Origin of the sequence: Micromonospora sp. CA-248089, assembly GCF_050948515.1 — a bacterium.
In the GTDB taxonomy this organism is placed as follows: domain Bacteria; phylum Actinomycetota; class Actinomycetes; order Mycobacteriales; family Micromonosporaceae; genus Micromonospora.
The window spans coordinates 3,269,681-3,291,505 of sequence record NZ_CP192016.1 but is presented as its reverse complement, the minus strand read 5'-3'; the positions used below and the strand labels follow the sequence as shown (position 1 = coordinate 3,291,505).

The window sequence follows — 21,825 nt, the reverse complement described above, 5'->3', positions numbered from 1 at the left end:
GTCAGAAGGGATCTCCGCACACCCGCCAGCCGCCGCCCTCCGGCACCACCGGCAACTCCCGCTCCTCGCTGCCGCCGCCGTCGCGGTTGATCCGCACGACCACCGTCCCGCGCGGGCGGCCGGACCGGGTCGCCACCGACACGTCGACGATCTCGTAACCGCTGACCTGCGGCGGGGTCCGCACCCAGCTGCCGAAACCGGTCTTGCTCCACCTACCCCGGGCCTCGGCGCACAGCCGCTCGTACGCCGCGTCGGTGTCACCGGAGGCGACCTCGCGGAAGAACCCGTCGGCGGTCTCCCGCACCGGACCGTCGGACTGGAGCACCACCTGCGCGTTCCACGCCGCCAGACCGGCCACCCCGATCAGGCAGGTGCCCACGCCGAGACCGGCGATCAGCACGCCCGCGCGTAGCGGCCGGCGTCGCCGGGCCGTGTGGTGCCACTCCTGCTGCCTGTCCATCACCGTCGACGGTAGGCAACCGGGACGCGCCGCGCAGGCGGTTGCGACGCGCGCTCGTGGCGGGCCGGAGATGTCAGGGGCCGGGGGCAGACTGTCGGCATGACAGTCAATGCCGACATCGCCATGATCAGCCTCGACAGTTCGGACCCGGCCGCGCACGCGGCCTTCTACGCCACGGCGCTGGGCTGGGAGATCACCCACAGCGAGGCCGAGTACGCCATGATCGTCAAGGACGGCACGTCGATCGGCTTCGGCCTGGTGCCCGGGTACGCGCCGCCGGCCTGGCCGGACGAGAGCGGCGGCAAGCGCTACCACCTGGACCTCTACGTCGACGACGTGGCAGCCGCGGAGAAGGAACTGGTGGCTGCCGGCGCGACCCGGCCCGGGTTCCAGCCCGGCGGCGAGCGGTGGACAGTGCTGCTCGACCCGATAGGGCAGCCGTTCTGCCTCTGCCCCCGTCCGCAGGGCTGACCGGTCGGCGCAGCGGGCCGCGCAGCACCGCGGCCCGCATCGCGTCCGGTGACGGTTCAGCCGCGACGGCGGGCGCGGGCCGCCCAGATCGCGTACGCCGGATCGCGGTCCAGGTTGTGCCGGTCCCGGTCGTAGCGGCGGGTGGTACGCGGGTCGGCGTGCCCCATCGCGTCCTGCACGTCCTCCAGCGGCACCCCCTCGGAGCGGGCCGTGGTGGCGAACGCGTGGCGCAGCGAGTGCGGCGACAGTTTCGCCCAGGCGGCGATCCCGGCCCGCTGCGCGAGGCGGCGCACCAGCCGGAACACGGCATGCCGGTCCATCCGGCCGCCGGTGGCGGTGACCAGCAGTGGGCCGGTCAGCTCCGGCACCGTGACACCCTGCGCGGCGGCCCGGGCGGCCAGGTAGGCGTCGAGGGCGTACGCGGTGCCCGGGGTGAGCGCGCGCCGGCGTACCTTGCCGCCCTTGCCGACGAAGCGGACGCTGCGGTGACCGCGTTCCGTGCCCAGGTCGGACACGTCCAGCGCGACCAGTTCCCCCACCCGCAGCCCCAGGTCGGCCAGCAGCGCGACGGCGGCCCGGTTGCGGGCGGCGGCCGGGCCGGTGTCGGCCTCAGCGGCGGCGATCAGCGCGTCGACCTCCTCCGGCGTCAGGCCGACGGTCGCGGAGTGGTCCCGGTCCACCCGGGGCCGGTCCGCCGCCGACACCGGATTGGCGGTGACCGCGCCCAGCTTGGCCAGGAAGTCGTACCAGCTCGACAACGCGGACAGCCGGCGCGCCACGGTGGCCGGCGTGAGCGTCCGCCCGTCGCGCCCGCGCGGCGTGGACTCCAGTTCCCGGCCGTAGGCGTTGACGTCGAGGAAGGTGGCCCGCAGCGGGTCGAGCCCTCGCTCGGCGCACCAGCTCAGCCAGCCGGTGACGTCACGGCGGTACGCGTCGCGGGTGTGCTCGGACAGGCGCCGGTTGCGCAGCCACGCCTCGGTGACGTCGGCGGGGCCGGCGGGCAGGGCGGCGGCGCGGGCGCGGTGCAGCACCTCGGGGCGAAGCATGTGAGAAAGGTTCTCAGCCGCCGGGGTGTTTGGCGACGAGGCGCGCTGAGCCGCCGGCGAGCAGACGCGGGGTCGACCGGCGCTCCGGCCTCCCCCGCGTCGGCGTGACGTGCTCAGGCGGTGGTGAGCTGACGGTGGCCGTTGCTCTCTGCCGGCGTGCTCACGGCGATCCGGCGCGGCTTGGCACGCTCGGCGATCGGGATGCGCAGCGTCAGCACCCCGTTGTCGTAGCCGGCCTCCAGCCGGTCGGTGTCGAGCGTGTCGCCCAGGAACAGCTGCCGGGTGAACGTGCCCATCGGACGCTCGGCGGCGACCAGCTCGACGTTCTCGCCGGTCGGGCGACGGCGCTCGGCGCGGACGGTCAGCACGTTGCGCTCGACGGTGCAGTCGATGCTGTCCGGGTCCACGCCGGGCAGGTCGAACGCCGCGTAGAAGTGGTCACCGTCGCGGTAGGCGTCCAGGTGCATCACGGCGGGCCGGGCGGTGGTGCCGAAGAACTGCTCGGCGATCCGGTCGATCTCGCGGAACGGGTCGGTACGCATCAACATGGCTCTTGCCTCCTCGGTTCTCCTGGCCCAAGGTCTCAAGTTGAGTCCTAGTGACTCAAGTTCCTGGTTCTGTTTTAGCGCGCCTCCGCCGGGTCGTCAACTCGTCCCGCGAGCGCCTTCTCGAACCAGTGCTGCGCGTACGGGCCGCTGCTGAAGGCGGGGATCTCCCGGTAGCCGTGGCGGGCGTACAGGGCACGCGCCTCGACCAGGTCGGAGCGGGTGTCCAGCCGGATCCGCCTCGCCCCGCCGGCGGTCGCGTACGCCTCGATCGCGGCGATCAGCGCCGCACCGCCACCGGCGCCCCGGTGCTCCGGGCGCACGTACACCCGGGTCAGCTCGGCCCAGCCCGGTTGCCACCGCAGCCCGGCGCACCCGGCGAGCCGCCCGTCGCGGCGGGCCAGCACCAGCAGCCCGGTCGGCGGGGCCAGGTCGTCGCTCGGGTCCTCGGCCAGCGCGGCGTCCACCTCGTCGGGCCGCTCCGGACGGCCGTACCAGCGGCGCACCATCTCCGCCATGTACTCGCGCAGCATGAGCGTCGCGTCCGGCTCGCCCGGATGAGCGACGTGCGTGCTCCAGACGCTCACGGCCCGGTCCGCCAGTAGACGCCCTGCTCGCGGCTGAGCAGCATGTCGTCGATCAGGTAGCGGCGCAGCGTCACGTGGTCGGCCTCGCCGCCCTCGCACCACCGGCGCAGCGCGTCGTCCACCTCCCGCTCCGGGTAACGGCGTCCCGGCTCGAAGGTGCGTTCGGTGATGTGCTCCAGCAGGACGCGACGGCGTCCCCGCTGCGCGGGCAGCCGGGTGAGCGCGCCGTCGCGCAGGAACGTGCGCAGGATCGTCTCGCGCGGGTTCGCGGCCGGAGCCGCCGGGGACGCCGCCCCGGCCCGGGCGAACTCGCGCAGCCGCTCGGCGTCGACCCGCAGCCCGTCCCCGTCGTCGGCGAGCACACCGGCGTCGGTGAGACGGCGGACGGCCACGGCGGCGTCGCGGGCGGGCAGGCCGGTCCGGGCCACCACGGACGGCACGTCCCGGGCGCCCAGCACGATCGCGGCGAACACGGTCCGGCGGCGCTCGTCGGCGAGCGCCCCGGCGAGGGCATGAGCGGTCATGGCGGGCAGCCTGTCAGCAACCCGCCGGATCCGGCGAGGCGTTTTCCGGCCGCCGCCCCGGTCGCCGCCGTGACGTCCGGTGCCGGCGGGTCAGGCCGTGAAGTCCACGTCGGCGGCCTCGACGGTGCCGGCCGTGCGCCCCGGCGCGGTCTGGAAACCCCAGTAGAGGTTGGTGTGGGCGATCACCTGCGCTGGCGGCGGTGCGCCGTAGGCGGACAGGTCCTCGGTGGTGTGCGCGTCGCCGACGAGCGTGGCGTCGTAGCCGCGGGTGAACGCCCCGTGCAGCGTGGAGCGGACGCACGCGTCGGTCTGCGCGCCGGTCACGACCAGCCGGCCCACCCGGGCGGCGGCGAGCACCGATTCCAGGTCGGTGTCCTCGAAGGAGTCGCCGTACGCCTTGTGCACCAGCGGCTCGTCGTCGCGGCGCGACAATTCCGGCACGATCCGCCACTGCTCGCTGTCGGGCGGCAGGTCGTCGCTGCGGTGCTGCACCCACACCACCGGAACGTCGGCGGCGCGGGCCCGGTCGACCAGGCCCGCGATGGTGGCGACCACCCGGTCACGGTCGTGGGCGCCGCGCACCACGCCGTTCTGCATGTCGATGACGAGCAACGCGGTGCGCGGGCGGTCGGTGAGCGTGGTCATGGCGCACGTCCTTCCGGAACGGGAATCGCGGTCAACCTAACCCCGACCCCCGACAGGAAGACGCCGCCGCTTCACAGCCGACGGTGCATGACGTGCAGCCCCACCAGGCCCCGCGTCGGATGGGCGAACGACTCCGGCACGGTGCCGATCACCGTGAAGCCCAGCCGCCGGTACAGCTCCACCGCCGCCGTGTTGGTCTCCACCACGGCGTTGAACTGCATCGCGGCGAAACCCTCCCGCCGGGCCCAGTCCAGCGCCTCCTCGCACAGCGCGCGGCCCACACCCCGGCCGCGGGCGTGCGCCGCCACCATGAAGCTCGCGGTCGCCACGTGCGACCCCGGCCCGGGCCGGTTCGGGCCCATCTTCGCGGTGCCGCACACCGCGCCGTCGTGGTCCACCGCGACCGAGGTACGCCCCGGCGGGCGCTCCACCCACACCTCCCGCAACGTCTCCGGCGGCCAGTCCGGGTCGTACGCGAACGTGTCGGCGGCGGTGACGACATCGGAGATGATCGGCCGGACCTGGTCCCAGTCGGCGCCTGTGTAGTCACGAATCAGCATCGCCGCGCACGCTAGCCGCCACCCCGGCCGTCCGGCCACCGGTTTCCGTCCACCCGGCCGAGGGCGGCGGGGCACCGGCGGACCACCGGCCCGGGCCATCATGGACGGGTGGCCGAATCAGTCGCCGACATCGATCGGAGCGAGGCCGCCGCGCCCGGTGGCCCGCCGCCCGCCGGTCCGCGTACCGCCGTGCCCCTGGTGGTGGGCGCGGTCCTCACCGCCGTGCTGTTGTCGCTGGCCGGCCGCTACGGCTACCACCGCGACGAGCTCTACTTCCTGCTTTGCGGCCGGCACCTCGACTGGGGCTACGTCGACCAGGGGCCCCTCGTGCCGGCTCTGGCCCGGCTGGCCGACACGATCGCACCGGGCAACCTGGTGGTGCTGCGTACCCCGTCGGCGTTCATCGGCGGCGCGGCGGTGGTCCTGGTCGCCGCGATCGCCCGGCAGTTCGGCGCCGACCGGGTGGCCCAGACGGCCGCGGCGGTGCTGGCCGCCGCCTCGGGCATCGTCCTGGCCGGCGGTCACCTGCTCAGCACCACGAGCGTCGACCTGCTGGTGTGGCTGGCCGCCACCCTCTGCGTGGTACGGATGCTGCGCACCGGCGACACCCGGTGGGCGTTCGGCGCCGGGCTCGCGCTCGGTGTCGGCCTGCTCAACAAGCCGCTGCCCGCCCTGCTCGGCATGGGCCTGGTCGCCGGGCTGCTGATCGCCGGGCCGCGCGGGCTGCTGCGGGACCGGTGGGTGCTCGCCGGTGCGGGCGTCGCCGTGCTGCTCGCCGTGCCGTACGCGGCGTGGCAGGCCGCGCACGGGTTCCCGCAGCTCGACGTCGCGTCGTCGATCGCCGGCGGCGACAGCTCCTACAGCGGCCGGGTCGACGCGGTGGTGCTCCAGTTCCTGATCATCAGCCCGTTCGCGGTTCCGGTGTGGGTCGCCGGGCTGGTCGCGCTGCTGCGCCGGCCGTCCTGGGCGGCGTACCGGTCGCTGGCCTGGGCGTGGGTGGTGGTGGTCGCGATCGTGGTGGTGGCCGGCGGCAAGGGCTACTACGACGCGCCGCTGCTGCTGGTGCTCACCGCCGCCGGGGTGGTGGCGGCCGTCGAGTGGGCGCGGCGGGGTGCGGCCCGGGTGCGGCGGGCGGTGCTGGTCACCGCCGTCGTGCTGATGGCCGCGAGCAGCGCGGTGCTGCTGCTGCCCACGCTGCCGGCCGACCGGCTGCCCGGGTTCGTGGTCGCGGCCAACTACGACGCGGGCGAGACGATCGGCTGGCCCGAGTTCGCCGACTCGGTGGCCGCCGTGCACCGCGCCCTGCCTCCGGCCGAGCGCGACCGGGCGGTGGTGCTGACCGGCAACTACGGCGAGGCCGGCGCGCTGGCCCGGTACGGGCCGGCCCGGGGACTGCCCCGCGCGTACTCCGGGCACAACAGCATGGCCACGTTCGGCCGGCCGCCCGACGACGCCGACGTGGTGATCGTCGTGGGCTGGTCCCGCCCGGAGCCGCTGCGCGCCTGGTTCACCGAGGTCACCGAGGCGGGCCGGGTCGACCAGCGGGTCGACGTCGACAACGACGAGAACGGCGAGCCGATCTTCGTCGCCCGGGGCCTGCGGCGTCCGTGGTCGCAGATCTGGGACACCGAGGTACGCCACGGCTCCTGAGATACTTGCCGTCATGCTCTGGGGAGTCAGCGGGCCGATCTTCCTCCTCGACTACCTCGGCGCGGTCGCCGTGGCAGTCGTGATCGCCCTGGCGGTACGCGAACTGACCGGCCGCCACGCGCGGGGTGCGACGCCCGACCGGGTCGAGCTGGCGTACCTCACCGACCGGGCGCTGCTGGCCTGCCAGGTCGGGGTGGCCGCGCTGCGCCGCGCGGGCGGGGTCGAGATCGGTGAACTCGCCACCCTGCAGGCGCAGGGGCGCCCCCCGGCCGGTTCGCCCGCGCTGGTACGCGCCCTGCACTCGGCGTTGCGCCGTCCGCAGACCTGGGCGGCGGTGCTCGCCGACCCAGACGTGGGCCGGGCGCTGCGCCGTACGGTCGGGCGGCTGGTCCGCGACGGCTGGCTGCTCACGCGCGCACAGCGACGGCGGATCGCGCTGGGTACGGTGCCGCTGTTCGCGGTCGCCGCGGTCGGGTTGACCCGGCTCGTGGACAGCGCGGTCGAGGGGCGTTCCGCCGGTGGTCCGGCCTCCGTCGCCGGGCTGCTGTTGTGCTGCCTGGCCACCGCGCTCGGTGGCTGGTGGCTGACCGAGGTGCCGGAAACCGGCGCCGCCGCGCGCGGGCTGCTGCGGCGGCTGCGGCGCGAGCACGCCGACCTCGACCCGGAGCGCCGCCCGGTCTGGCAGGGCCGCGACACCGACACGCTGCTGACCGCAATGGCCCTGTTCGGTCCCCGTCCCCTGCTCGCCGTGGACCCGGCGTTCGCCGTGCAGGTGGGCGTCGACCCGGAACGGGACCGTCCTCGTCCCGACCGCAAACCCGCCCGTCGCTGACCGAACCTCCCATTTCGCGTCGATCATGAGGTTGACGGTGCCCGGCGCCCGATTTGTCCGGTACAACTTCATGATCGACGCGGGTAGGGGCAGGCCGTCGGCGAGAGCCGGTTTCCTTGTCTTGAGCGCCGGGAAGGCTCGGGCATGGCCGAGACATTCGTGAGCGAAGACCTGAAGACACTGCAGGCGATTGCGCGCGGGGCCGGGATACAGGAGGTCGACCGCCTGTCGCCGGACCAGCTGGTCGAGGCGTTGCGCCGGGCCGGGGTGACGAACGGTACGCAGGACCAGTGGCCGTCCCAGCCGATCGAGGACCCGGCACACCTGGCCGGGCTGCCCCGCAGCTCGCTGACGCAGGGCGACGAGAGCACCGGCGGCCGGGCCGCCGAGGAGGCGATCGGCGCCATGCCGGGCGAGTCCGGCACCGAGATCAACGACCGTACCGAACGCTGACCGTACGCAAGGAAGGGGCCGCCCCCGGTGCTCCCGGGGGCGGCCCCACGCTCGTTCGGACCGGGTCAGTGCATGCCGGCGGTGGTCGCCGCCTCCTCGCGGGCCCGGCGCTCGTCGCCGCTGAGTGTGTTCAGCGGCTTCTCCTTGATGAACAGCACGACGACCAGGGCGAGCAGCGCGAACGGCGCGCCGATGAGGAACATCTCCGACGTGGCGGTGCCGTAGACCTCCTGCACGATCCGCAACACCGGCTCCGGCAGGGCCGACAGGTCGGGCACCTCGGCCGATCCACCGCCGGTGGCCAGCGGGCCGAGCTTCTCCGTGGTCAGCGACGTCACCCGGTTCGCCAAGACCGCGCCGAGCGCGCTGACCCCGACCGCGCCGCCCATGCTGCGGAAGAACGTCAGCACCGAGGTCGCCGCGCCGAGTTCCGCGGCCGGTACGTCGTTCTGCGCGGCCAGCACCAGGTTCTGCAGGAGCATGCCGACGCCGACACCCAGCACCGCCATGTACACCGACAGCATCGGCACGCTGGTGTTCGCGTCGATGGTGCTCAGCAGCAGCATGCCGACCGTCATCACCGCGGCACCGGCGACCAGGAACATCTTCCAGCGCCCGTACTTGGTGATCAGCTGGCCGGCCACCGTCGAGGAGACCAGCAGGCCGAGGACCATCGGCAGGCTCATCAGGCCGGCCGCCGTCGGCGACTTGCCGAGCGAGGTCTGGAAGTACTGCGACAGGAAGACGGTGCCGCCGAACATCGCCACGCCCACGAGGATGCTCGCGATCGTGGTGAGGCTGACCGTGCGGTTGCGGAAGATGCCCAGCGGGATGATCGGCTCCTCGGTGCGGGACTCGACGAAGACGGCGAGCGCGAGCAGCGCCAGCCCGCCGCCGACCAGCAGCGCGGTCCAGCCCGAGGCCCAGTCGAACTTGTTGCCGGCCAGCGACGACCAGATCAGCAGCGTGGACACACCCGAGGTGATCAGCAGGGCACCGAGCCAGTCGATGCGGACCTTGCGGCGCACCACCGGCAGGTGCAACGTCTTCTGCAGCAGCGCGATGGACAGCAGGCTGAACGGCACACCGATCAGGAAGCACCAGCGCCAGCCGAGCCAGGACGTGTCGACCAGGACGCCGCCGATCAGCGGGCCGGCGATGGTGCCGACACCGAAGACGGCGCCGAAGATGCCGGCATACCGGCCCAGCTCACGCGGCGGGATCATGGCCGCCATGACGATCGTGGCGAGCGCCGTCATGCCGCCCGCGCCGATGCCCTGGATGACCCGGCTGAGCAGCAGCACCTCGACGTTCGGGGTGAAGCCGGCAACCAGCGAACCGGCCACGAACAGGCCGAGGGACAACTGGATCAGCAGCTTCTTGCTGTAGAGGTCGGCCATCTTGCCCCACAGCGGCACCGTCGCGGTCATCGCCAGCAGCTCGCTGGTGACGATCCAGGTGTAGACGGTCTGGCTGCCGTCGAGGTCGGCGATGATCCGGGGCAGCGCGTTCGCCACCACCGTCGAGGCGAGGATCGCCACGAACATGCCGACCATCAGGCCGGACAACGCCTGGAGGACCTCCCGGCGGGACATCCGCGTACCCGTCTCGGCGGGTGGAACAGTGGCGGTGGTCATCGAACTCCTTGTCGGTGTGCACGTGCGAGCGGCCGCGCGCGACGGCGGCGGCCGGTACGGATGGGAGGGGTCAGGACGGATCGGGCAGGCCGGCGGCGACGACGGCGAACGCTTCGGCGGTCAGTTCACGCAGCGTCGCCGTCTCGGGTCGCTCGACCCACTGCATCAGAGCCGTGCGGAACACGGCGCCGGCAACAGTGGTGACGAGCGTCGGGTGGCCGTGGCACGGGTCGAGCCCCAGCCGGGCGGCCACCGCCGCGACGATCACCTGCTCCGTCTCGGCGTTGCCGCTGATCAGACGCGGCAGCAGCGACGGGTTCGCCGCGATGACGCGCAGCCGCAGCAGCCACACCTCCCGATCGGCCTCGATGGCCTCGACCACCTCGTCGAAGGCCCGCCGCAGCGCGTCGAACGCGGACATCTCCGGCGGCGCGGCGACGATGCGGGCGGCGAGCACCTCGCGGTCTGCCGGCTGGTCGCCGAGCAACGCCTCGTCCTTGCTGGGGAAGTAGTTGAAGAAGGTGCGGGCCGACACGTTGGCGGCCTCGCTGATCTCCTCCACCGTCACCTGGTCCAGGCCGCGCTCGGCGACCAGACGCAGCGCGGCGGCGCTGAGGGCGGCGCGGGTCTGCCGCTTCTTGCGGTCACGCAGGCCGGGACGGGTCTGATCCGAGGTCACGCCACGAGACTACGAGCGATCTTGCAGAGCACGCAAACTTTTAGTCAGTGAAGTGATGCGGGACGCAGCGGTCCCGGAAAACGGGTTGAGAGCGGTTCCGGACGTCCCGTACGTTTCCCGCACTCCTGTCGCAGCGAAGAAGGACGATTCCGCGTGACCCCTCCTGCTCTCTAGAACCTGACACGTTCCCCACGCCTGTAGCCGGCCGTTGCGCGCCGGCTCCCCGGGCTGCCCTCGCGCGCCCGGCCACAGCGTCCGGGGCCGCGCGTAATCGGCCTCGCGTCAGGTCTTCAGAGATCAGGTCTCATGTCTTCCCAACCTCATATCGTGCTGCCCTGGGTCGTGCGCCGGACCCGCCTTCCGCTGCTGTCGCTGCGCTGCGTCACCTGCCGGGCGGAGTCGGCCACCGCCGCCCGGGGCCGGTTCCGCGTCAACGCCAACGGCAAGCTGCTGGACGTGTGGCTGCTGGTGCACTGCGTGTCCTGCGACCGGACAGTCAAGCTCACCGTCCGGGAGCGGGCGACAGTCGGTTCGTTCGACCCCGTCGATCTGCACGGCCACCACCTCAACGATCCCGACCTGGTGGCGGCCACCCTGCTGGACCCGGCGTTCGCCCGGCGCTGCCGCTTCACCCTGGACTGGACCGGCGCGTGGCGCCTGGACGCGCCGGTCGTGCCGCTCGACGGATGGCCGGTCCAGGTGAACGTCACGTTCGACGACCCGGTGCCGGTACGCCCGGACCGGCTCATCGCGCACCGGTTCGGCCTCACCCGGTCCGAGGCGCTGCGCCGGGTCAAGTGCGACATCCCGCTGAAGCGTCCGACGAGCTCCGCCTTCACCTTCACCGTGCTGGCGGAGGACTGACCGGGCGTGGTCGCGGCGGCCGGGTTGCCGCCGCGACCACGCCTCACCGGCCGCTCGCGGCACCGCCCCGTACCGTGGCGAGTTCGGCCTCGATCAGATCGGCGGCCCGGTCCGCGCCGCCGGCGGCGCGGGCCTGCCGCTTCAGCTCGGCGGTGCGGGCCGCCACGGCGGGGTCCGAGGTGAGGGCGAGCAGCGCCTCCCGCAGCTCCGCGGCGGTGACGGTGGCCGAGTCGGCGACCCGGGCGACGCCGAGGGCGGCCAACTGCTCGGCGTTCGCGAACTGGTCGGCCGCCTGCGGTACGGCGATCATCGGCGTCCCGCAGAAGAGACCCTCGCTGCTGCCGCCCATGCCGGCGTGGGTGACGAAGGCGTCCGCCTGCTCCAGGACGGCCAGCTGCGGCACCCACCGGTGGACCTCGACGCTGTCCGGGACGGCACCGAGTTCGGCGGGATCGACGTGCGCGCCGATCTGCAGAACGGTGTGCCAGCCGGGCAGGTCACCGAACGCGGCGACGCAGCGGCGGTAGAACTCGGGCTGCCGGGTGAAGGCGGAGCCGAGCGAGACGAGCAGCACCTTCTCGGCGTGCGCCGGTCCTACCCAGGACCCCTGGTCGGAGCGGTCGCCCAGCACCGGGCCGACGAAGCTGTAGACCGACCGGTCCACCCGGTCGGCGTTCGGCTGGAGCGCCTCCGGCGGCAGGACGAGGCTGCGCACCGGCCGCCCCTGGAAAGCCATGCTGTCGGTGACCGACGAACCCTCAGCGGTCAGCCACGCCGTGAACCGCCGGTAGTAGTCGGCGCCGCGCGGATCGGCATGCATCGCCTCCACGGCGGGTGCCATCTCCTGCTCGTAGCCGTCCCAGGCCACGAACGTCGAGGAGAGCTGGACGGCCGGAATCCCCCACTGCTCGCCGAGCAGTCGGGCCGGCGCGCCCGCGATGTCGTAGAGGAACAGGTCCGGCCGGTCGTCGGTATAGGCGGCCCGCAGCTGCGGCAGCATGGCGATCGCGTCGTCGAGGAAGAGCGTGAGCTGCGCGATCGGGTCGTCGATGCCGGCGCCGCCGTCGGTGGGCAGCGTCGAGGTGTACGGCTTCAGCTCCGCCCCGGTGCGCTGGATGACCTCGGCGAAGGCGAGGTCATTGGCGTAAGTGACCCGGTGGCCGCGCCGCACCAGGGTACTGATGATCTCCAGGCTCGGGTTGACGTGGCCGTGGAACGGAATGCTGACCATGGCGATGTGCGGCACGTGAACTCCTGATCTCTGCTGAGACGAGACGTCCCGTCTCGCCCGACAAGGAGAGCACGGCGCGGCCGCGCCGTCAAGACGATACGTCTCGTCTCGCTGTATGCTCGTGGCGTGACCCCGCAGCCCGCCCGCCGCAACGAGCAGTCCCGCCGCGCGATCCTCGCCGCCGCCCTGGAACTGCTGACCGAGACCGGCTACCCGGCCCTGACCGTCGAGGCGATCGCCGCCCGCGCCGGGGTCGGCAAGCAGACCATCTACCGCTGGTGGCGTGGCAAGGGCGCAGTCATCCTGGACGCGCTCGCCGAGGACCTGCCGGAGGTCATCGCCCTGCCCGACACCGGCGACCTGCGGGCCGACCTGCGCCACGTCCTGCGGGCCACCGTCGCCGAGTTCGCCGATCCACGGCTGTCGGCCACCACCCGCGCCATCACCATCGAGACGCTCAACGACGAGGATCTGGCCGGCCAGGCACGCGACCGGCTGCTCCGTCCTCAGTTGAACGCGGTCCGCGCCCGCCTGGAGGCCGCGCGCGAGGCCGGCCAGGTACGCCCCGACGCTGCGTTGGACCTGGTGGTGGAACTGCTGTTCGGCCCGCTGTACCACCGCTGGCTGCTGCGCAACGGCCCGCTGACCGACGACTACGCCGACGGCATCGTCGATCTGGTCGTCGCCGCCGTCACGCCGTCAACGAGCACCAGCGGCTAGCCATTTACCTGCGGCCTGTCGCGGGCGGCCTGTCCGGCGGCCAGTTCCTGCGACAACCGGTCCAGCCCGTCTCTTATCAGCTTCCCGTAGCCGTCGTCGCCGAGCGCGCCGATCCCCTCCCGGGCCTGCCGGACGTGGTCCCGCGCCTGGTCGAGTTCGCCGAGCTTGCGGTAGCACTCCGCCAGGTTGAGATGCAGCGACGGATACAGCCCGGCAACCGACATCGGCACCCCGGCCTGCGCGACCCGCTCGTCGGTGAGCAGGTCGGCCGCCGCGAGCGCCCGCCGGTCCCAGGCCAGTTCCTGGCGTACGTCGTCCTGCACGTCGGCCATCGCGTGGGCGAGGACGCAGACGTGCAGGGGGTCGCCCCGCTCCCCGCCGATCTCGTCCCAGATCCGGGCGAACAGGTCGCGGGCGTCCTCCCGTCGGCCGTGCTGGTGGTGCATCTGTACGCCGTCGTTGATCCGGGTCAGCGTCGCGTCGAACACCATCGCCTGCTTCCTGGGGGTCGGCTGCGGTGGCGTGATCATACGCCGACAGCGGTCTCCCGAACCCGCGCGCACATAACTGTCATTATGGTGTGCTGACGATTCGTCCCTTTTGGCCAGACTATTTAAACAATTGGCGTTACTGGAAATCCAATAATCAACGTCCGGTGCGGGGTTGCCTCGGCGCTGATGTTTGGAAGGATCGAGGCGTGCGAGCCGCGAGCCGGAGACGAGGTCACGTCGCCGTGACCACCTGCCTGCTGATCGCAGCGGCCGGCTGCACGAGCGAGAACAATGCGCGGCGACCCGAACCTGCCGTGTCCGACTCCGTCGCCCCGGCCACGCCGCTGCCACCACTGCCGGACGGCGGGCAGCGCCTGCGGTGCGCCGACGCGGTAACCACGACACCGGCTCCCGGTGAGCACCACCGCGTCGTGGCCGACGCCGTGACGGTGCCGTCGACTGTGGTGCAACCCGACGAAACGTCCGAGGCGCCAGGTCCGACGCGTCTCTTCGCCAAATGGGGCCTGCACGTACGGGCCGGAGCGGCGGTGGAGGTGCGGGTGGCGCCCGGCTGGGAGGACCGCGCCCGCATCGGCTGGGGCCCGGGTGCCGTCCCGACGACCACGGTGCAGGTCGAGGCGTGCCCGGCCACGAGCGCGTCGGCCGCATGGTCGGTCTACACGGGCGGCACCTGGGTGGCGAAGCCGGCGTGCGTACCGCTGGTGATCCAGTCTCAGGGACGGCAGGCCGAGGTGCGCCTCGCGGTAGGCGCCGCGTGCGACGGGGGCTCCTAGCGTACGAACGGCCTGATGACCTCGAACGGCTCCGGGAACCGTACGGTGATGCCGGTCTCCCGGCTCTTGCGGTCGAGAAACGCCCTGGCCACGGCGAACCTGTCGAAGAACCTCGGCAGCGGCCGCAGCCCACGGTCCAGGGAGACGAAGAAGTCGTCCCAGTGGATCGGCACGATCAGGCCGGGCCGGGTCGCGTCCACGACGTGCCGCCAGTAGTCGTCCCGGAACCGGTCGGACTGCGCGCCCATTGCGCCGATCGCGAGGTAGAGGACGTCGACGTCGAGCCCGTCGAACGCGTGCGGGACGACGTTGGCGCTCGGGTGGATCAGCAGCGAGCCGTCGGGGTGGGTGACGAGGAAGGAGAAGCATCCGCCGTCGCGGTACCTGCTCGCCCTGACCGGGGGGACGAGCGGCTTCGCGATCGTGCCCGGGAACCGGTTGCCCGGACTGTGAACGCCGCCGAGTACGCGGACGGTGAACGCGCCGACGCTGTACTCGTCCCCGTCCTCGATCCGCGTCATCGACTCCTCGCCGAGGCCCGCGCCGCGTCCCACGTTCAAGGTCGACTCGGAGCCGAACAGTCTGCCGCCGAGATGCTTGACGACCTCGGGGGCGTCCATGACGTGGTCGTAGTGGGAGTGGGCGACGAAAAGCGCGTCGAGACGTGTCAGCCCGGCCCGGGCAAGGGCGCTGGTGATCCGGCCGAGGTCGGGTGCGACGCGACCGAACGCGATGCGGAGCAGGGAGGGCCTGCTCAGGAATCCGTCGATCAGGATTTCCGACGTGCCGTCGGACAGCCAGACGGTCGAGGTGCCGAAGAAGACGACCTCCACAGATGCCCCGCCGGAGCCCACGCGCAGATGGTAGTGCCCCGGATCTCGGGCTACCGGGTGCCACCACGGGTGCTGCGCAGGCTCCACAGGATCGACACCGCGATCGTCAGCACGATCACGCCGAGGGTCACCGGGATCGGCAGCTTGCCGACCGGCGTCTCCGAGAGGATCAACTTCACGCCGGCGAAGGCGAGCAGGACGGCCAGGCCGTAGTGCAGGTGCACGAAGCGGCGCAGGAGCCCGGCGAGGCAGAAGTAGAGGCTACGCAGGCCGAGGATGGCGAACGCGTTGGCGGTCCAGACGATGAACGTGCTGGTGGTGATGGCGAGGATCGCGGCGACGCTGTCGATCGCGAAGATCAGATCGGTCGCCTCCACGGCGATCAGAACCACGAACAGCAGAGTCGCGACCCGCCTGCCGGCAACCCGGGTGAAGAACCGGTCACCGTGGAAGGCCGGGTCGGTCGGAACGACCCGGCGGACCAGCCGGACGACGGGGTTGCGGTCCGGCGGGGTCTGCTCGTCGTGGCGGAACGCCATCTTGTAGCCGGTCCAGACGAGGAACGCGCCGAACACGTACGCGGTCCAGAAGAACGTCTCGAGCAGCTCGGCGCCGACGAAGATGAAGACCAGCCGGAAGGCCAGGGCACCGATGACACCCCAGAACAGCACCTTGTGCTGCAACGCGGCGGGCACGGCGAAGGAGGTGAAGATCAGGGCGAAGACGAAGACGTTGTCGATCGACAGTGCCTTCTCGATCAGGTAGCCGGCGTAGTACGTGCCGGCCACGTCACCGCCCTGCCAGGCCCACAGGACGACGCCGAAGAGCAGGCCGGCGGCGATCCAGATGCCGGACCACACGGCGGCCTCACGGAAACCGATGACGTGGTTGTCGCGGTGCAGGAACAGGTCGACGGCGAGCATCGCCGCGATCGCCAGCATGAGGAGGGCCCAGATCCACCAGGACACGGACATCGCGAAGAGACCTCTCGCCCGGCCGGCGGATGCCGGCGCTGCTGGACGAAGGTCTCCCCGGGCCGCTCGCAGCAGCGGCTGCATCGCCGGGATCCGGATGGGCCGGGCCCGTACTGACGGCGGTGCGTGGATCGTCGGGTACTCCCCCTCGAACTACGATCCAGTATTCACGAAGCGTTGTTCGTACGTCAAGAGACACGTCCCGTCGCTAGGGTGACCGGATGGACGAAGACGCACGACGTCGGCACTCCTCGTCGTTCGGTGCGGCGGCCACCGCGTACGCCGAACACCGCCCCGACTACGCGCGGGCCGCCCTGCGGTGGGCGCTCGAGCCCGCGCCCGGCGCGCGCGTGCTCGACCTCGGCGCGGGCACCGGCAAGCTCACCGCCACGCTGGCCGAGGGGACCGACGACGTCACGGCCGTGGAGCCGGACCCGGCGATGCTCGCCGAGCTCCGCCGCACCCTGCCGGAGGTACGGGCGCTTCCCGGCAGCGCCGAGGCGATTCCGCTGCCGGACGCCTCCGTCGACGCCGTGGTCGCCGGCAACGCCATGCACTGGTTCGACATGGCGGTGGCCGGCCCGGAGATCGCCCGGGTCCTCTCCCCCGGCGGTGTCCTGGCCGGGCTGTGGAACGTGGTGGACGACCGGGTCGACTGGGTGGCGGGGCTTGCGACGGTCAGTGGCAGCGCCGCCATCGGTCCCCGGGACACGCCCGCGAGCTGGCGCGCCGCGACGGCGACCATGCACCTGCCGAAGACCGGCGAGGCACGGTTCGGCTCGCCCGAGCAGGCGGAGTTCCCGCACGGGCAGCGCCGTACCGCCGACTCGCTCGTGGCGACGCTGGCCACCCGGGCGGGGATGCTGGTCATGCCGGAGCGGGAGCGCGCGGCGGCGCTCGACCGCATCCGCGCGTACCTGGCGAGCCGGCCGGAGACGGCCGACGGGGAGTTCACGCTGCCGATGCTCACCTGCGTGCTGCGGGTGCGGCGCCGGTGAACGGCGCGGACGTCCGGTCCGCCGCCGCCGTGATGACCGCCGTGCTGCGGCCCGCCGCCGACCGCGACTGGGCGGTACGCGCGGGAGACCTGGACTGGTCCTGCTGGACCACCGCCGCGCACATCGCGCACGACCTGGTCGCGTACGCCGGTCAGGTGTCCGGCCGGCCCGACGGCGGCTACCTCCCGTTCGACCTGCGGGTACGCGCCGACGCCGCGCCCGCCGAGGTGCTCACCGTCGCGGCGGCCGCGGCCGGGATGCTCGCCGCCACGATCGACGCCGCCGGTCCGGAGGACCGGGCGTGGCACTTCGGCCCGTGCGATCCGGGCGGGTTCGCCGCGATGGGCGTGGCCGAGATCCTGCTGCACACCGACGACCTGACCCGGGGGCTCGGCGTGGACTGGTCACCGCCCGCCAGGCTGTGCGCCGAGGTGGTGCGCCGGTTGTTCCCCGGCGCGCCGGACGGCGACCCGGCGCCGGTGCTGCGGTGGCTGACGGGCCGCGCGCCGCTGGGCGACCGGCCGCGACGGACCACGTGGACCTGGCAGGCAGCGCGTCCCTGAGCGCTCTCAGCGGCGCCACCAGCGCCAACGACGGCGCGGGCGGGCTGACGTGGCGCGCTGCGGCTCGGGCGCCGTGACGACCGGCGCGGCGCGTTTCCGGTCGGCGCGCCAGCGGCGTACCGCCTCCTCGACGTTGACCGGGCGGACCACCACGCGTGGCCCGGTCGGGGTACGCAGCCAGGCCACCACCTCGGTGTTGAGTGCGGCCACGTACGAGCGGACCGCGTCCTCGGTGGGCAGGTCGCGCAGCTCGGCCGGAAGCTGTTCGATGCGGCGGCGCAGCTGCAACGGTGTGGGCAGCAGCAGGTCGGACGGGATCTGCTCGCGCTCCATGAAGCTGCGGATCCACCAGCCCTCGTCGTAGGGCATGTCGCGCCCCGGGATGGGCTTGCCCGCGCCCGGCAGGTTGTCGAACTCGCCGCGTTCCTGGGCCGAGCGGATCTGCGCCTCGACCGCGGCCTCCCAGCCTGTCGTCACCGCCGTCACCTCCCGTACCCACGGTATCCGCTGCCGTCCGACAAGAGTCAGCGTCGCGCGGGGCCGGGCTGTTCCCGGACGCCGGGCGGGACCGCCGCGTAGCGTGCCACCGGGTACGGAAAGGGGTGTCGGCGTGCGCGACTGGCTCATCGGTCTCGGGGTGGCGACGGTCGGCGTGATCGTGAGCTGGGCGGTGCTGGTGCTGCTCGACGCGTGGCCGGTGAGCCACGGCTGCTGCTGCGTCTGCTCGGCTCCTGACCGCGGCCGCGGGCCGGCCCCGGGTCAGGCCAGGTGCCGGACGTGACGGTGGCCGTCCCGGGGGAAGGGCGCGCGGGCCGGCAGCACCTCGGCGAAGGCGTACCCGCTCTTCTCCGCCACCCGGCAGGAGGCCGGATTGTCGACCTGGTGCAGCAGCTCCAGGTGGGTCAGCCCGGCGGCGGCGAACCGGGCGAACGCCCACGCGGTGACCGCCTCCACCGCTCGCGGCGCGACGCCCCGGCCGCGCGCCGGCGCGGCCGTCCAGTAGCCGACCTCGGCGGCCGGGCGGCCCGGGCGGACGTCCTTGAGCACGACGCAGGCCGCCACCCGATCCTCCTCCAGCACCGCGAACATGAACCGGTGCCCGGCGGCCCACCCCTGGTGGCTGCGGCGCAGGAACAGCCGCGCCTGCGCCGGGCCGGTCACCGGATGCCTGGTCCAGGCCCGCAGCACCGGATCCCGGTACGCCTCGATCAGCGCGTCGGCGTCGCCGTCGCGCCACGGGCGCAGCAGCAGGGCGGGCGCGGTCGCGGTGGCCGGCGCGGACAGCACGATCGACATGCGACAAGTATCACCGCCACCGCGTCCGACGCCGACCCCTGCGGCGCCCCGAGCGCCCGCCGCAGCCTCCGGCGATCATGAAGTTGACGGCTGTCGGCGACCGATTTGTCGCTGCCAACCTCATGATCGCCGGGGAGCAAGGGGGGCGGGGACAAAGCGGGAGCGGGGCGGGGGTGCGTGGGCGTAGGGTCCGGTGCACGGGCGGCAACGGGGAGGCAGCGTGGTCACTGTCGGTGCGGTGATGGGAATCGGCCTGGTGGCGCTCGGTCTGGTGCTCACGCCCGGGCCGAACATGGTCTACCTGGTGTCCCGGTCGGTGACCCAGGGCCGGCGGGCCGGGCTGGTGTCGCTGCTCGGTGTGGCGGCTGGTTTCCTCGTCTACCTGACCGCTGCGGTGGCCGGCATCGCCACCGTGTTCGTGCTGGTCCCGCCGCTGTACACGGCGGTGAAGCTGGCCGGTGCGGCGTACCTGCTGTGGCTGGCCTGGCGGACGCTGCGCCCCGGTGGCACGTCGGCGTTCACCCCGACGCCGCTTCCGCCGGACCGACCCCGGCGCCTGTTCACCATGGGGCTGGTCACCAACCTGCTCAACCCGAAGATCGCCATCCTGTACGTGTCGCTGCTGCCGCAGTTCGTCGACCCGGCGCGCGGGCATGTGGCGGTGCAGAGCCTGCTCCTCGGCCTGACTCAGATCGTCGTCGCGCTCACCGTGAACGCGCTGATCGTGCTCAGCGCCGGCTCGGTGTCGGCGTTCCTCACCCGCCGCCCGGGCTGGGCGCGTCTGCAGCGCTGGGTGATGGGCACCGTGCTGGCGGCGCTCGCGGTGCGGATCGCCGCCGACCGCTCCCGCGCCGCCGTCGCCACCCCCTGACCGGGGTACGCGCCACGCCGTCAGCCCGCTACCGCCTCCGGGGCGGTGTCACGGAACCTCCTCGCGTACCACCGCCACGCCGCCCGGCGCCACCGTCACCACGCCGTCGACCGTCGCGCCGGTGAGCACCTCGCAACCGGCGGCCGGCACCCGCTGCGGTTCGTCGGTGTGGTTGAGCAGGTAGAGCAGGCCGTCGTCGCGGCGTACCGCTTCGACACCCGGCGCCGCGCCCGGACAGGTGGGTGTCACACCCGCGAGCCCTGCTGCCTCGGTGAGCAGGTGCCGGTACGTGTCGTCGTCGGGGCGGGTGGAGACGTACCAGGCGTACGCGTCGCCGACGCGGTGCCGGGTGATCGCGGGCCGCCCGTCCAGCACTCCCCCGGCGTACGCGCTGACGGTCTCGGCGCCGGCCGGGTGCACCGTCTCCGACCAGATCCGGCCGGTCCCGCCGCCGCTCAGCGGCACGTGTTCGTCGTCGGCGAGGGGGTGGAACTCCTCCACCCGCACGCCGAGCAGGTCCCGGTACGCGCCCGGGTAGCCGCCGAGGCGTACCCGGCCGTGCTCGTCGGCGACGCCGCTGAGCCAGGTCACCAGCAGGTGCCCGCCGGCGTGGACGTGCCGGCGTACCCAGTCGACTGTGGCGTCCGACGCCAGGTAGAGAGCGGGGAGCACGAGCAGCCGGCAACCGTCGAGCGGGGCGCCGGGCGGCACCACGTCGGCGGTGACGCCCGCGTGCCAGAGGGCCCGGTGGGCGGCGGCCGCCTCGCCGGGGTGGTCGAGCCCGTCGCGGGGCATCCCCGGGTGCCGCAACGCCCAGCCGCTCGCCGCGTCGTACGCGATGGCCACCGCCGCCTCGACGCGGCCCGGCGCGGTCCCGGCGAGCCGGGCCAGCGCGGCGCCCAGGTCGGTGGCCTCGCGGAACACGCGGCTGTCCGCGCCGGCGTGCGACACCACCGCGGAGTGGAAGCGTTCCGCGCCGCCGGCCGGGGCCCGCCACTGGAAGAACATCACCCCGGCGGAGCCGCGTGCGACGTGCGCGAGGCTGTGCCGGGTCATCCGGCCGGGCTCCTTGGTGTGCATCCGCCCGGCGGTGTGGATCTGGTTGGGGGCGCTCTCCATCAGCAGCCACGGCCACCCGCTGCCGTGACGGGCCCAGCCACGGGCGAGGTCGGCGGCGAACGCGGTCTGCTCCTCCGCGCCGGCACCGGTCGCGGACGGGTAGTGGTCGACCGCAACCAGGTCGACTTCGCGCGCCCAGCGGGCGTGGTCGACGGGCACCCAGTCGCCGAGCACGTAGTTGGTGGTGACCGGCACCGCCGGGTTCGCCGCGCGCAGCAGGTCCCGCTGCTCGGTGTACGCGGACAGCAGCGTGTCGGACCAGAAGCGGCGGAAGTCGAGCAGCTGGCCGGGGTTGGCGAGATATTGCGTGGCGCGGGGCGTGCCGACCTGCGCCCAGTCGGAGTAGTGCTGGCTCCAGAAGCTGGTGACCCAGGCGTCGTTGAGCGCGTCGAGGTCGCCGTACCGGGTGGCCAGCCAGCGGCGGAACGCCGCCTCGGTGTGCGGGCAGTGGCAGGTGGTGCCGTACTCGTTGTGCACGTGCCACAGCGCCAGCGCCGGGTGGTGCGCGTACCGGGCGGCCAGCACCTCGGCGATGCTGCGGGCGGCGTCGCGGTACGCGGGCGCGGCGGCGCAGTAGGTGTCGCGGCTGCCGTGGGTCAGGCGGACGCCGTCGGCGGTGACCGGCAGCGCGTCCGGGTGGCGCAGCGAGAACCACGGCGGCGGCGACGCGGTGGGGGTGGCCAGCGCGGCCCGGATGCCGTTCGCGTGCAGCAGGTCCAGGACGTCATCGAGCCAGTCGAGCGTGTGGCGGCCGGGTTCGGGTTCCAGCCGGGACCAGGCGAACACCCCGACCGTGACGAGGTTGACCCCGGCGGCGCGCATCAGGGCGACGTCCTCGCGCCACACCTCGGGCGGCCACTGTTCCGGGTTCCAGTCCCCGCCGTAGCAGAGCGGACCGTCGTCCCACGGCGCTTTAGTTGTCATCCCGGCCAAAATAGGAACAGGTGAGAAGGAAAGTCAATGGCGTCGATCATTGACAGTT

General features: G+C 73.1%; 27 protein-coding genes. 11 read left to right on the top strand and 16 right to left on the bottom strand.

Annotation, left to right across the window (positions count from 1 at the left end; all coding sequences use genetic code 11):
* Position 1 precedes the first annotated feature (1 nt).
* Positions 2-460 carry an Rv0361 family membrane protein gene (locus tag ACQP26_RS15640; RefSeq protein WP_433493201.1) on the bottom strand — a complete coding sequence of 153 codons (459 nt, stop codon included), beginning with the start codon at positions 458-460 and terminating at the stop codon, positions 2-4.
* A 99-nt stretch (positions 461-559) separates the two neighbouring features.
* Here ACQP26_RS15640 and ACQP26_RS15635 point away from each other — a divergent pair, with 99 nt between their 5' ends.
* The gene (locus ACQP26_RS15635; RefSeq protein ID WP_281577840.1) at positions 560-931 is read left to right on the top strand and encodes a VOC family protein; all 372 of its coding nucleotides are present in this window, start codon (positions 560-562) and stop codon (positions 929-931) included.
* Positions 932-987: 56 nt separating this feature from the next.
* Here the strand turns inward: ACQP26_RS15635 and ACQP26_RS15630 are convergent, their stop codons facing one another.
* The 6 genes from ACQP26_RS15630 to ACQP26_RS15605 form a co-directional block, all read right to left on the bottom strand.
* Positions 988-1,977 (bottom strand): tyrosine-type recombinase/integrase, encoded by a 990-nt coding sequence (locus ACQP26_RS15630; RefSeq protein ID WP_433493200.1) that lies wholly within the window; start codon positions 1,975-1,977, stop codon positions 988-990.
* Between the two features lie 113 nt (positions 1,978-2,090).
* Positions 2,091-2,525 (bottom strand): Hsp20/alpha crystallin family protein, encoded by a 435-nt coding sequence (locus ACQP26_RS15625; RefSeq protein WP_018784337.1) that lies wholly within the window; start codon positions 2,523-2,525, stop codon positions 2,091-2,093.
* Between the two features lie 74 nt (positions 2,526-2,599).
* Complete coding sequence (locus ACQP26_RS15620) at positions 2,600-3,109, bottom strand: GNAT family N-acetyltransferase (RefSeq protein ID WP_433493199.1); 510 nt, start codon at positions 3,107-3,109, stop codon at positions 2,600-2,602.
* On the bottom strand, positions 3,106-3,633 hold the full coding sequence (locus tag ACQP26_RS15615) for a DUF2087 domain-containing protein (protein WP_433493198.1): 528 nt from the start codon (positions 3,631-3,633) through the stop codon (positions 3,106-3,108). Before ACQP26_RS15615 ends, ACQP26_RS15620 begins: the two co-directional genes overlap by 4 nt.
* A 90-nt stretch (positions 3,634-3,723) precedes the next feature.
* Positions 3,724-4,278 (bottom strand): isochorismatase family protein, encoded by a 555-nt coding sequence (locus tag ACQP26_RS15610; RefSeq protein ID WP_433493197.1) that lies wholly within the window; start codon positions 4,276-4,278, stop codon positions 3,724-3,726.
* Between the two features lie 71 nt (positions 4,279-4,349).
* Entirely contained in the window at positions 4,350-4,838 is a 489-nt protein-coding gene (locus ACQP26_RS15605; RefSeq protein WP_433493196.1) for an N-acetyltransferase family protein, read from the bottom strand.
* A gap of 108 nt (positions 4,839-4,946) precedes the next feature.
* On the opposite strand from ACQP26_RS15605, the gene ACQP26_RS15600 reads away from it, so the two are divergent.
* From ACQP26_RS15600 to ACQP26_RS15590, 3 genes are all read left to right on the top strand, one after another.
* Positions 4,947-6,488, top strand: a complete 1,542-nt coding sequence (locus tag ACQP26_RS15600; protein WP_433493195.1) for an ArnT family glycosyltransferase — start codon at positions 4,947-4,949, stop codon at positions 6,486-6,488.
* A gap of 13 nt (positions 6,489-6,501) precedes the next feature.
* A complete protein-coding gene (locus ACQP26_RS15595) occupies positions 6,502-7,320 on the top strand; it encodes a TIGR04222 domain-containing membrane protein (protein ID WP_433493194.1) in 819 nt (272 codons plus the stop codon).
* Between the two features lie 144 nt (positions 7,321-7,464).
* Entirely contained in the window at positions 7,465-7,773 is a 309-nt protein-coding gene (locus ACQP26_RS15590) for a hypothetical protein (protein ID WP_269706160.1), read from the top strand.
* Positions 7,774-7,838: 65 nt separating this feature from the next.
* Here ACQP26_RS15590 and ACQP26_RS15585 read toward each other — a convergent pair whose 3' ends face one another.
* Both ACQP26_RS15585 and ACQP26_RS15580 read right to left on the bottom strand, forming a co-directional pair.
* Entirely contained in the window at positions 7,839-9,410 is a 1,572-nt protein-coding gene (locus ACQP26_RS15585; protein WP_433493193.1) for an MDR family MFS transporter, read from the bottom strand.
* Positions 9,411-9,480: 70 nt separating this feature from the next.
* Positions 9,481-10,089 (bottom strand): TetR family transcriptional regulator, encoded by a 609-nt coding sequence (locus tag ACQP26_RS15580; RefSeq protein ID WP_433493192.1) that lies wholly within the window; start codon positions 10,087-10,089, stop codon positions 9,481-9,483.
* A 327-nt stretch (positions 10,090-10,416) separates the two neighbouring features.
* Here ACQP26_RS15580 and ACQP26_RS15575 point away from each other — a divergent pair, with 327 nt between their 5' ends.
* Positions 10,417-10,953: a DUF1062 domain-containing protein gene (locus tag ACQP26_RS15575; RefSeq protein WP_433493191.1), complete on the top strand. Its 537-nt coding sequence runs from the start codon at positions 10,417-10,419 to the stop codon at positions 10,951-10,953.
* A 43-nt stretch (positions 10,954-10,996) separates the two neighbouring features.
* Here ACQP26_RS15575 and ACQP26_RS15570 read toward each other — a convergent pair whose 3' ends face one another.
* Positions 10,997-12,184 carry a macrolide family glycosyltransferase gene (locus tag ACQP26_RS15570; RefSeq protein ID WP_433496148.1) on the bottom strand — a complete coding sequence of 396 codons (1,188 nt, stop codon included), beginning with the start codon at positions 12,182-12,184 and terminating at the stop codon, positions 10,997-10,999.
* 126 nt (positions 12,185-12,310) lie between these two features.
* On the opposite strand from ACQP26_RS15570, the gene ACQP26_RS15565 reads away from it, so the two are divergent.
* Positions 12,311-12,904, top strand: a complete 594-nt coding sequence (locus ACQP26_RS15565; protein WP_433493190.1) for a TetR/AcrR family transcriptional regulator — start codon at positions 12,311-12,313, stop codon at positions 12,902-12,904.
* On the opposite strand, the gene ACQP26_RS15560 is transcribed toward ACQP26_RS15565, so the two are convergent.
* A complete protein-coding gene (locus ACQP26_RS15560) occupies positions 12,901-13,395 on the bottom strand; it encodes a tetratricopeptide repeat protein (RefSeq protein ID WP_269706171.1) in 495 nt (164 codons plus the stop codon). The genes ACQP26_RS15565 and ACQP26_RS15560 overlap by 4 nt on opposite strands.
* A 206-nt stretch (positions 13,396-13,601) precedes the next feature.
* On the opposite strand from ACQP26_RS15560, the gene ACQP26_RS15555 reads away from it, so the two are divergent.
* Positions 13,602-14,189: a hypothetical protein gene (locus ACQP26_RS15555; RefSeq protein ID WP_433493189.1), complete on the top strand. Its 588-nt coding sequence runs from the start codon at positions 13,602-13,604 to the stop codon at positions 14,187-14,189.
* On the opposite strand, the gene ACQP26_RS15550 is transcribed toward ACQP26_RS15555, so the two are convergent.
* Both ACQP26_RS15550 and ACQP26_RS15545 read right to left on the bottom strand, forming a co-directional pair.
* Positions 14,186-15,043, bottom strand: a complete 858-nt coding sequence (locus tag ACQP26_RS15550) for an MBL fold metallo-hydrolase (protein ID WP_433493188.1) — start codon at positions 15,041-15,043, stop codon at positions 14,186-14,188. The genes ACQP26_RS15555 and ACQP26_RS15550 overlap by 4 nt on opposite strands.
* Before the next feature lie 29 nt (positions 15,044-15,072).
* Entirely contained in the window at positions 15,073-15,996 is a 924-nt protein-coding gene (locus ACQP26_RS15545) for a TerC family protein (RefSeq protein ID WP_433493187.1), read from the bottom strand.
* 221 nt (positions 15,997-16,217) lie between these two features.
* On the opposite strand from ACQP26_RS15545, the gene ACQP26_RS15540 reads away from it, so the two are divergent.
* Both ACQP26_RS15540 and ACQP26_RS15535 read left to right on the top strand, forming a co-directional pair.
* Positions 16,218-16,994 (top strand): class I SAM-dependent methyltransferase, encoded by a 777-nt coding sequence (locus ACQP26_RS15540; RefSeq protein ID WP_433493186.1) that lies wholly within the window; start codon positions 16,218-16,220, stop codon positions 16,992-16,994.
* Positions 16,991-17,557 (top strand): maleylpyruvate isomerase N-terminal domain-containing protein, encoded by a 567-nt coding sequence (locus ACQP26_RS15535; protein WP_433493185.1) that lies wholly within the window; start codon positions 16,991-16,993, stop codon positions 17,555-17,557. Before ACQP26_RS15540 ends, ACQP26_RS15535 begins: the two co-directional genes overlap by 4 nt.
* A gap of 6 nt (positions 17,558-17,563) precedes the next feature.
* Here the strand turns inward: ACQP26_RS15535 and ACQP26_RS15530 are convergent, their stop codons facing one another.
* Complete coding sequence (locus ACQP26_RS15530; RefSeq protein ID WP_433493184.1) at positions 17,564-18,034, bottom strand: DUF1992 domain-containing protein; 471 nt, start codon at positions 18,032-18,034, stop codon at positions 17,564-17,566.
* Between the two features lie 133 nt (positions 18,035-18,167).
* Between ACQP26_RS15530 and ACQP26_RS15525 the strand changes: the two genes are divergently transcribed.
* On the top strand, positions 18,168-18,338 hold the full coding sequence (locus ACQP26_RS15525) for a hypothetical protein (RefSeq protein ID WP_433493183.1): 171 nt from the start codon (positions 18,168-18,170) through the stop codon (positions 18,336-18,338).
* Here ACQP26_RS15525 and ACQP26_RS15520 read toward each other — a convergent pair.
* Positions 18,317-18,853, bottom strand: a complete 537-nt coding sequence (locus tag ACQP26_RS15520; protein ID WP_281577857.1) for a GNAT family N-acetyltransferase — start codon at positions 18,851-18,853, stop codon at positions 18,317-18,319. The genes ACQP26_RS15525 and ACQP26_RS15520 overlap by 22 nt on opposite strands.
* 220 nt (positions 18,854-19,073) lie before the next feature.
* On the opposite strand from ACQP26_RS15520, the gene ACQP26_RS15515 reads away from it, so the two are divergent.
* Positions 19,074-19,724 (top strand): LysE family translocator, encoded by a 651-nt coding sequence (locus tag ACQP26_RS15515; RefSeq protein WP_269706188.1) that lies wholly within the window; start codon positions 19,074-19,076, stop codon positions 19,722-19,724.
* A 48-nt stretch (positions 19,725-19,772) separates the two neighbouring features.
* On the opposite strand, the gene ACQP26_RS15510 is transcribed toward ACQP26_RS15515, so the two are convergent.
* Entirely contained in the window at positions 19,773-21,767 is a 1,995-nt protein-coding gene (locus tag ACQP26_RS15510; RefSeq protein ID WP_433493182.1) for a beta-galactosidase, read from the bottom strand.
* Positions 21,768-21,825 lie beyond the last annotated feature (58 nt).

Bases quoted from the DNA above. Each gene is read 5' to 3' on its own strand.
- ACQP26_RS15640 (WP_433493201.1), bottom strand. From the start codon at position 460: ATGGACAGGCAGCAGGAGTGGCACCACACGGCCCGGCGACGCCGGCCG.
- ACQP26_RS15635 (WP_281577840.1), top strand. From the start codon at position 560: ATGACAGTCAATGCCGACATCGCCATGATCAGCCTCGACAGTTCGGAC.
- ACQP26_RS15630 (WP_433493200.1), bottom strand. From the start codon at position 1,977: ATGCTTCGCCCCGAGGTGCTGCACCGCGCCCGCGCCGCCGCCCTGCCC.
- ACQP26_RS15625 (WP_018784337.1), bottom strand. From the start codon at position 2,525: ATGTTGATGCGTACCGACCCGTTCCGCGAGATCGACCGGATCGCCGAG.
- ACQP26_RS15615 (WP_433493198.1), bottom strand. From the start codon at position 3,633: ATGACCGCTCATGCCCTCGCCGGGGCGCTCGCCGACGAGCGCCGCCGG.
- ACQP26_RS15610 (WP_433493197.1), bottom strand. From the start codon at position 4,278: ATGACCACGCTCACCGACCGCCCGCGCACCGCGTTGCTCGTCATCGAC.
- ACQP26_RS15605 (WP_433493196.1), bottom strand. From the start codon at position 4,838: ATGCTGATTCGTGACTACACAGGCGCCGACTGGGACCAGGTCCGGCCG.
- ACQP26_RS15595 (WP_433493194.1), top strand. From the start codon at position 6,502: ATGCTCTGGGGAGTCAGCGGGCCGATCTTCCTCCTCGACTACCTCGGC.
- ACQP26_RS15590 (WP_269706160.1), top strand. From the start codon at position 7,465: ATGGCCGAGACATTCGTGAGCGAAGACCTGAAGACACTGCAGGCGATT.
- ACQP26_RS15585 (WP_433493193.1), bottom strand. From the start codon at position 9,410: ATGACCACCGCCACTGTTCCACCCGCCGAGACGGGTACGCGGATGTCC.
- ACQP26_RS15570 (WP_433496148.1), bottom strand. From the start codon at position 12,184: ATGGTCAGCATTCCGTTCCACGGCCACGTCAACCCGAGCCTGGAGATC.
- ACQP26_RS15560 (WP_269706171.1), bottom strand. From the start codon at position 13,395: ATGGTGTTCGACGCGACGCTGACCCGGATCAACGACGGCGTACAGATG.
- ACQP26_RS15545 (WP_433493187.1), bottom strand. From the start codon at position 15,996: ATGTCCGTGTCCTGGTGGATCTGGGCCCTCCTCATGCTGGCGATCGCG.
- ACQP26_RS15540 (WP_433493186.1), top strand. From the start codon at position 16,218: ATGGACGAAGACGCACGACGTCGGCACTCCTCGTCGTTCGGTGCGGCG.
- ACQP26_RS15520 (WP_281577857.1), bottom strand. From the start codon at position 18,853: ATGTCGATCGTGCTGTCCGCGCCGGCCACCGCGACCGCGCCCGCCCTG.
- ACQP26_RS15510 (WP_433493182.1), bottom strand. From the start codon at position 21,767: ATGACAACTAAAGCGCCGTGGGACGACGGTCCGCTCTGCTACGGCGGG.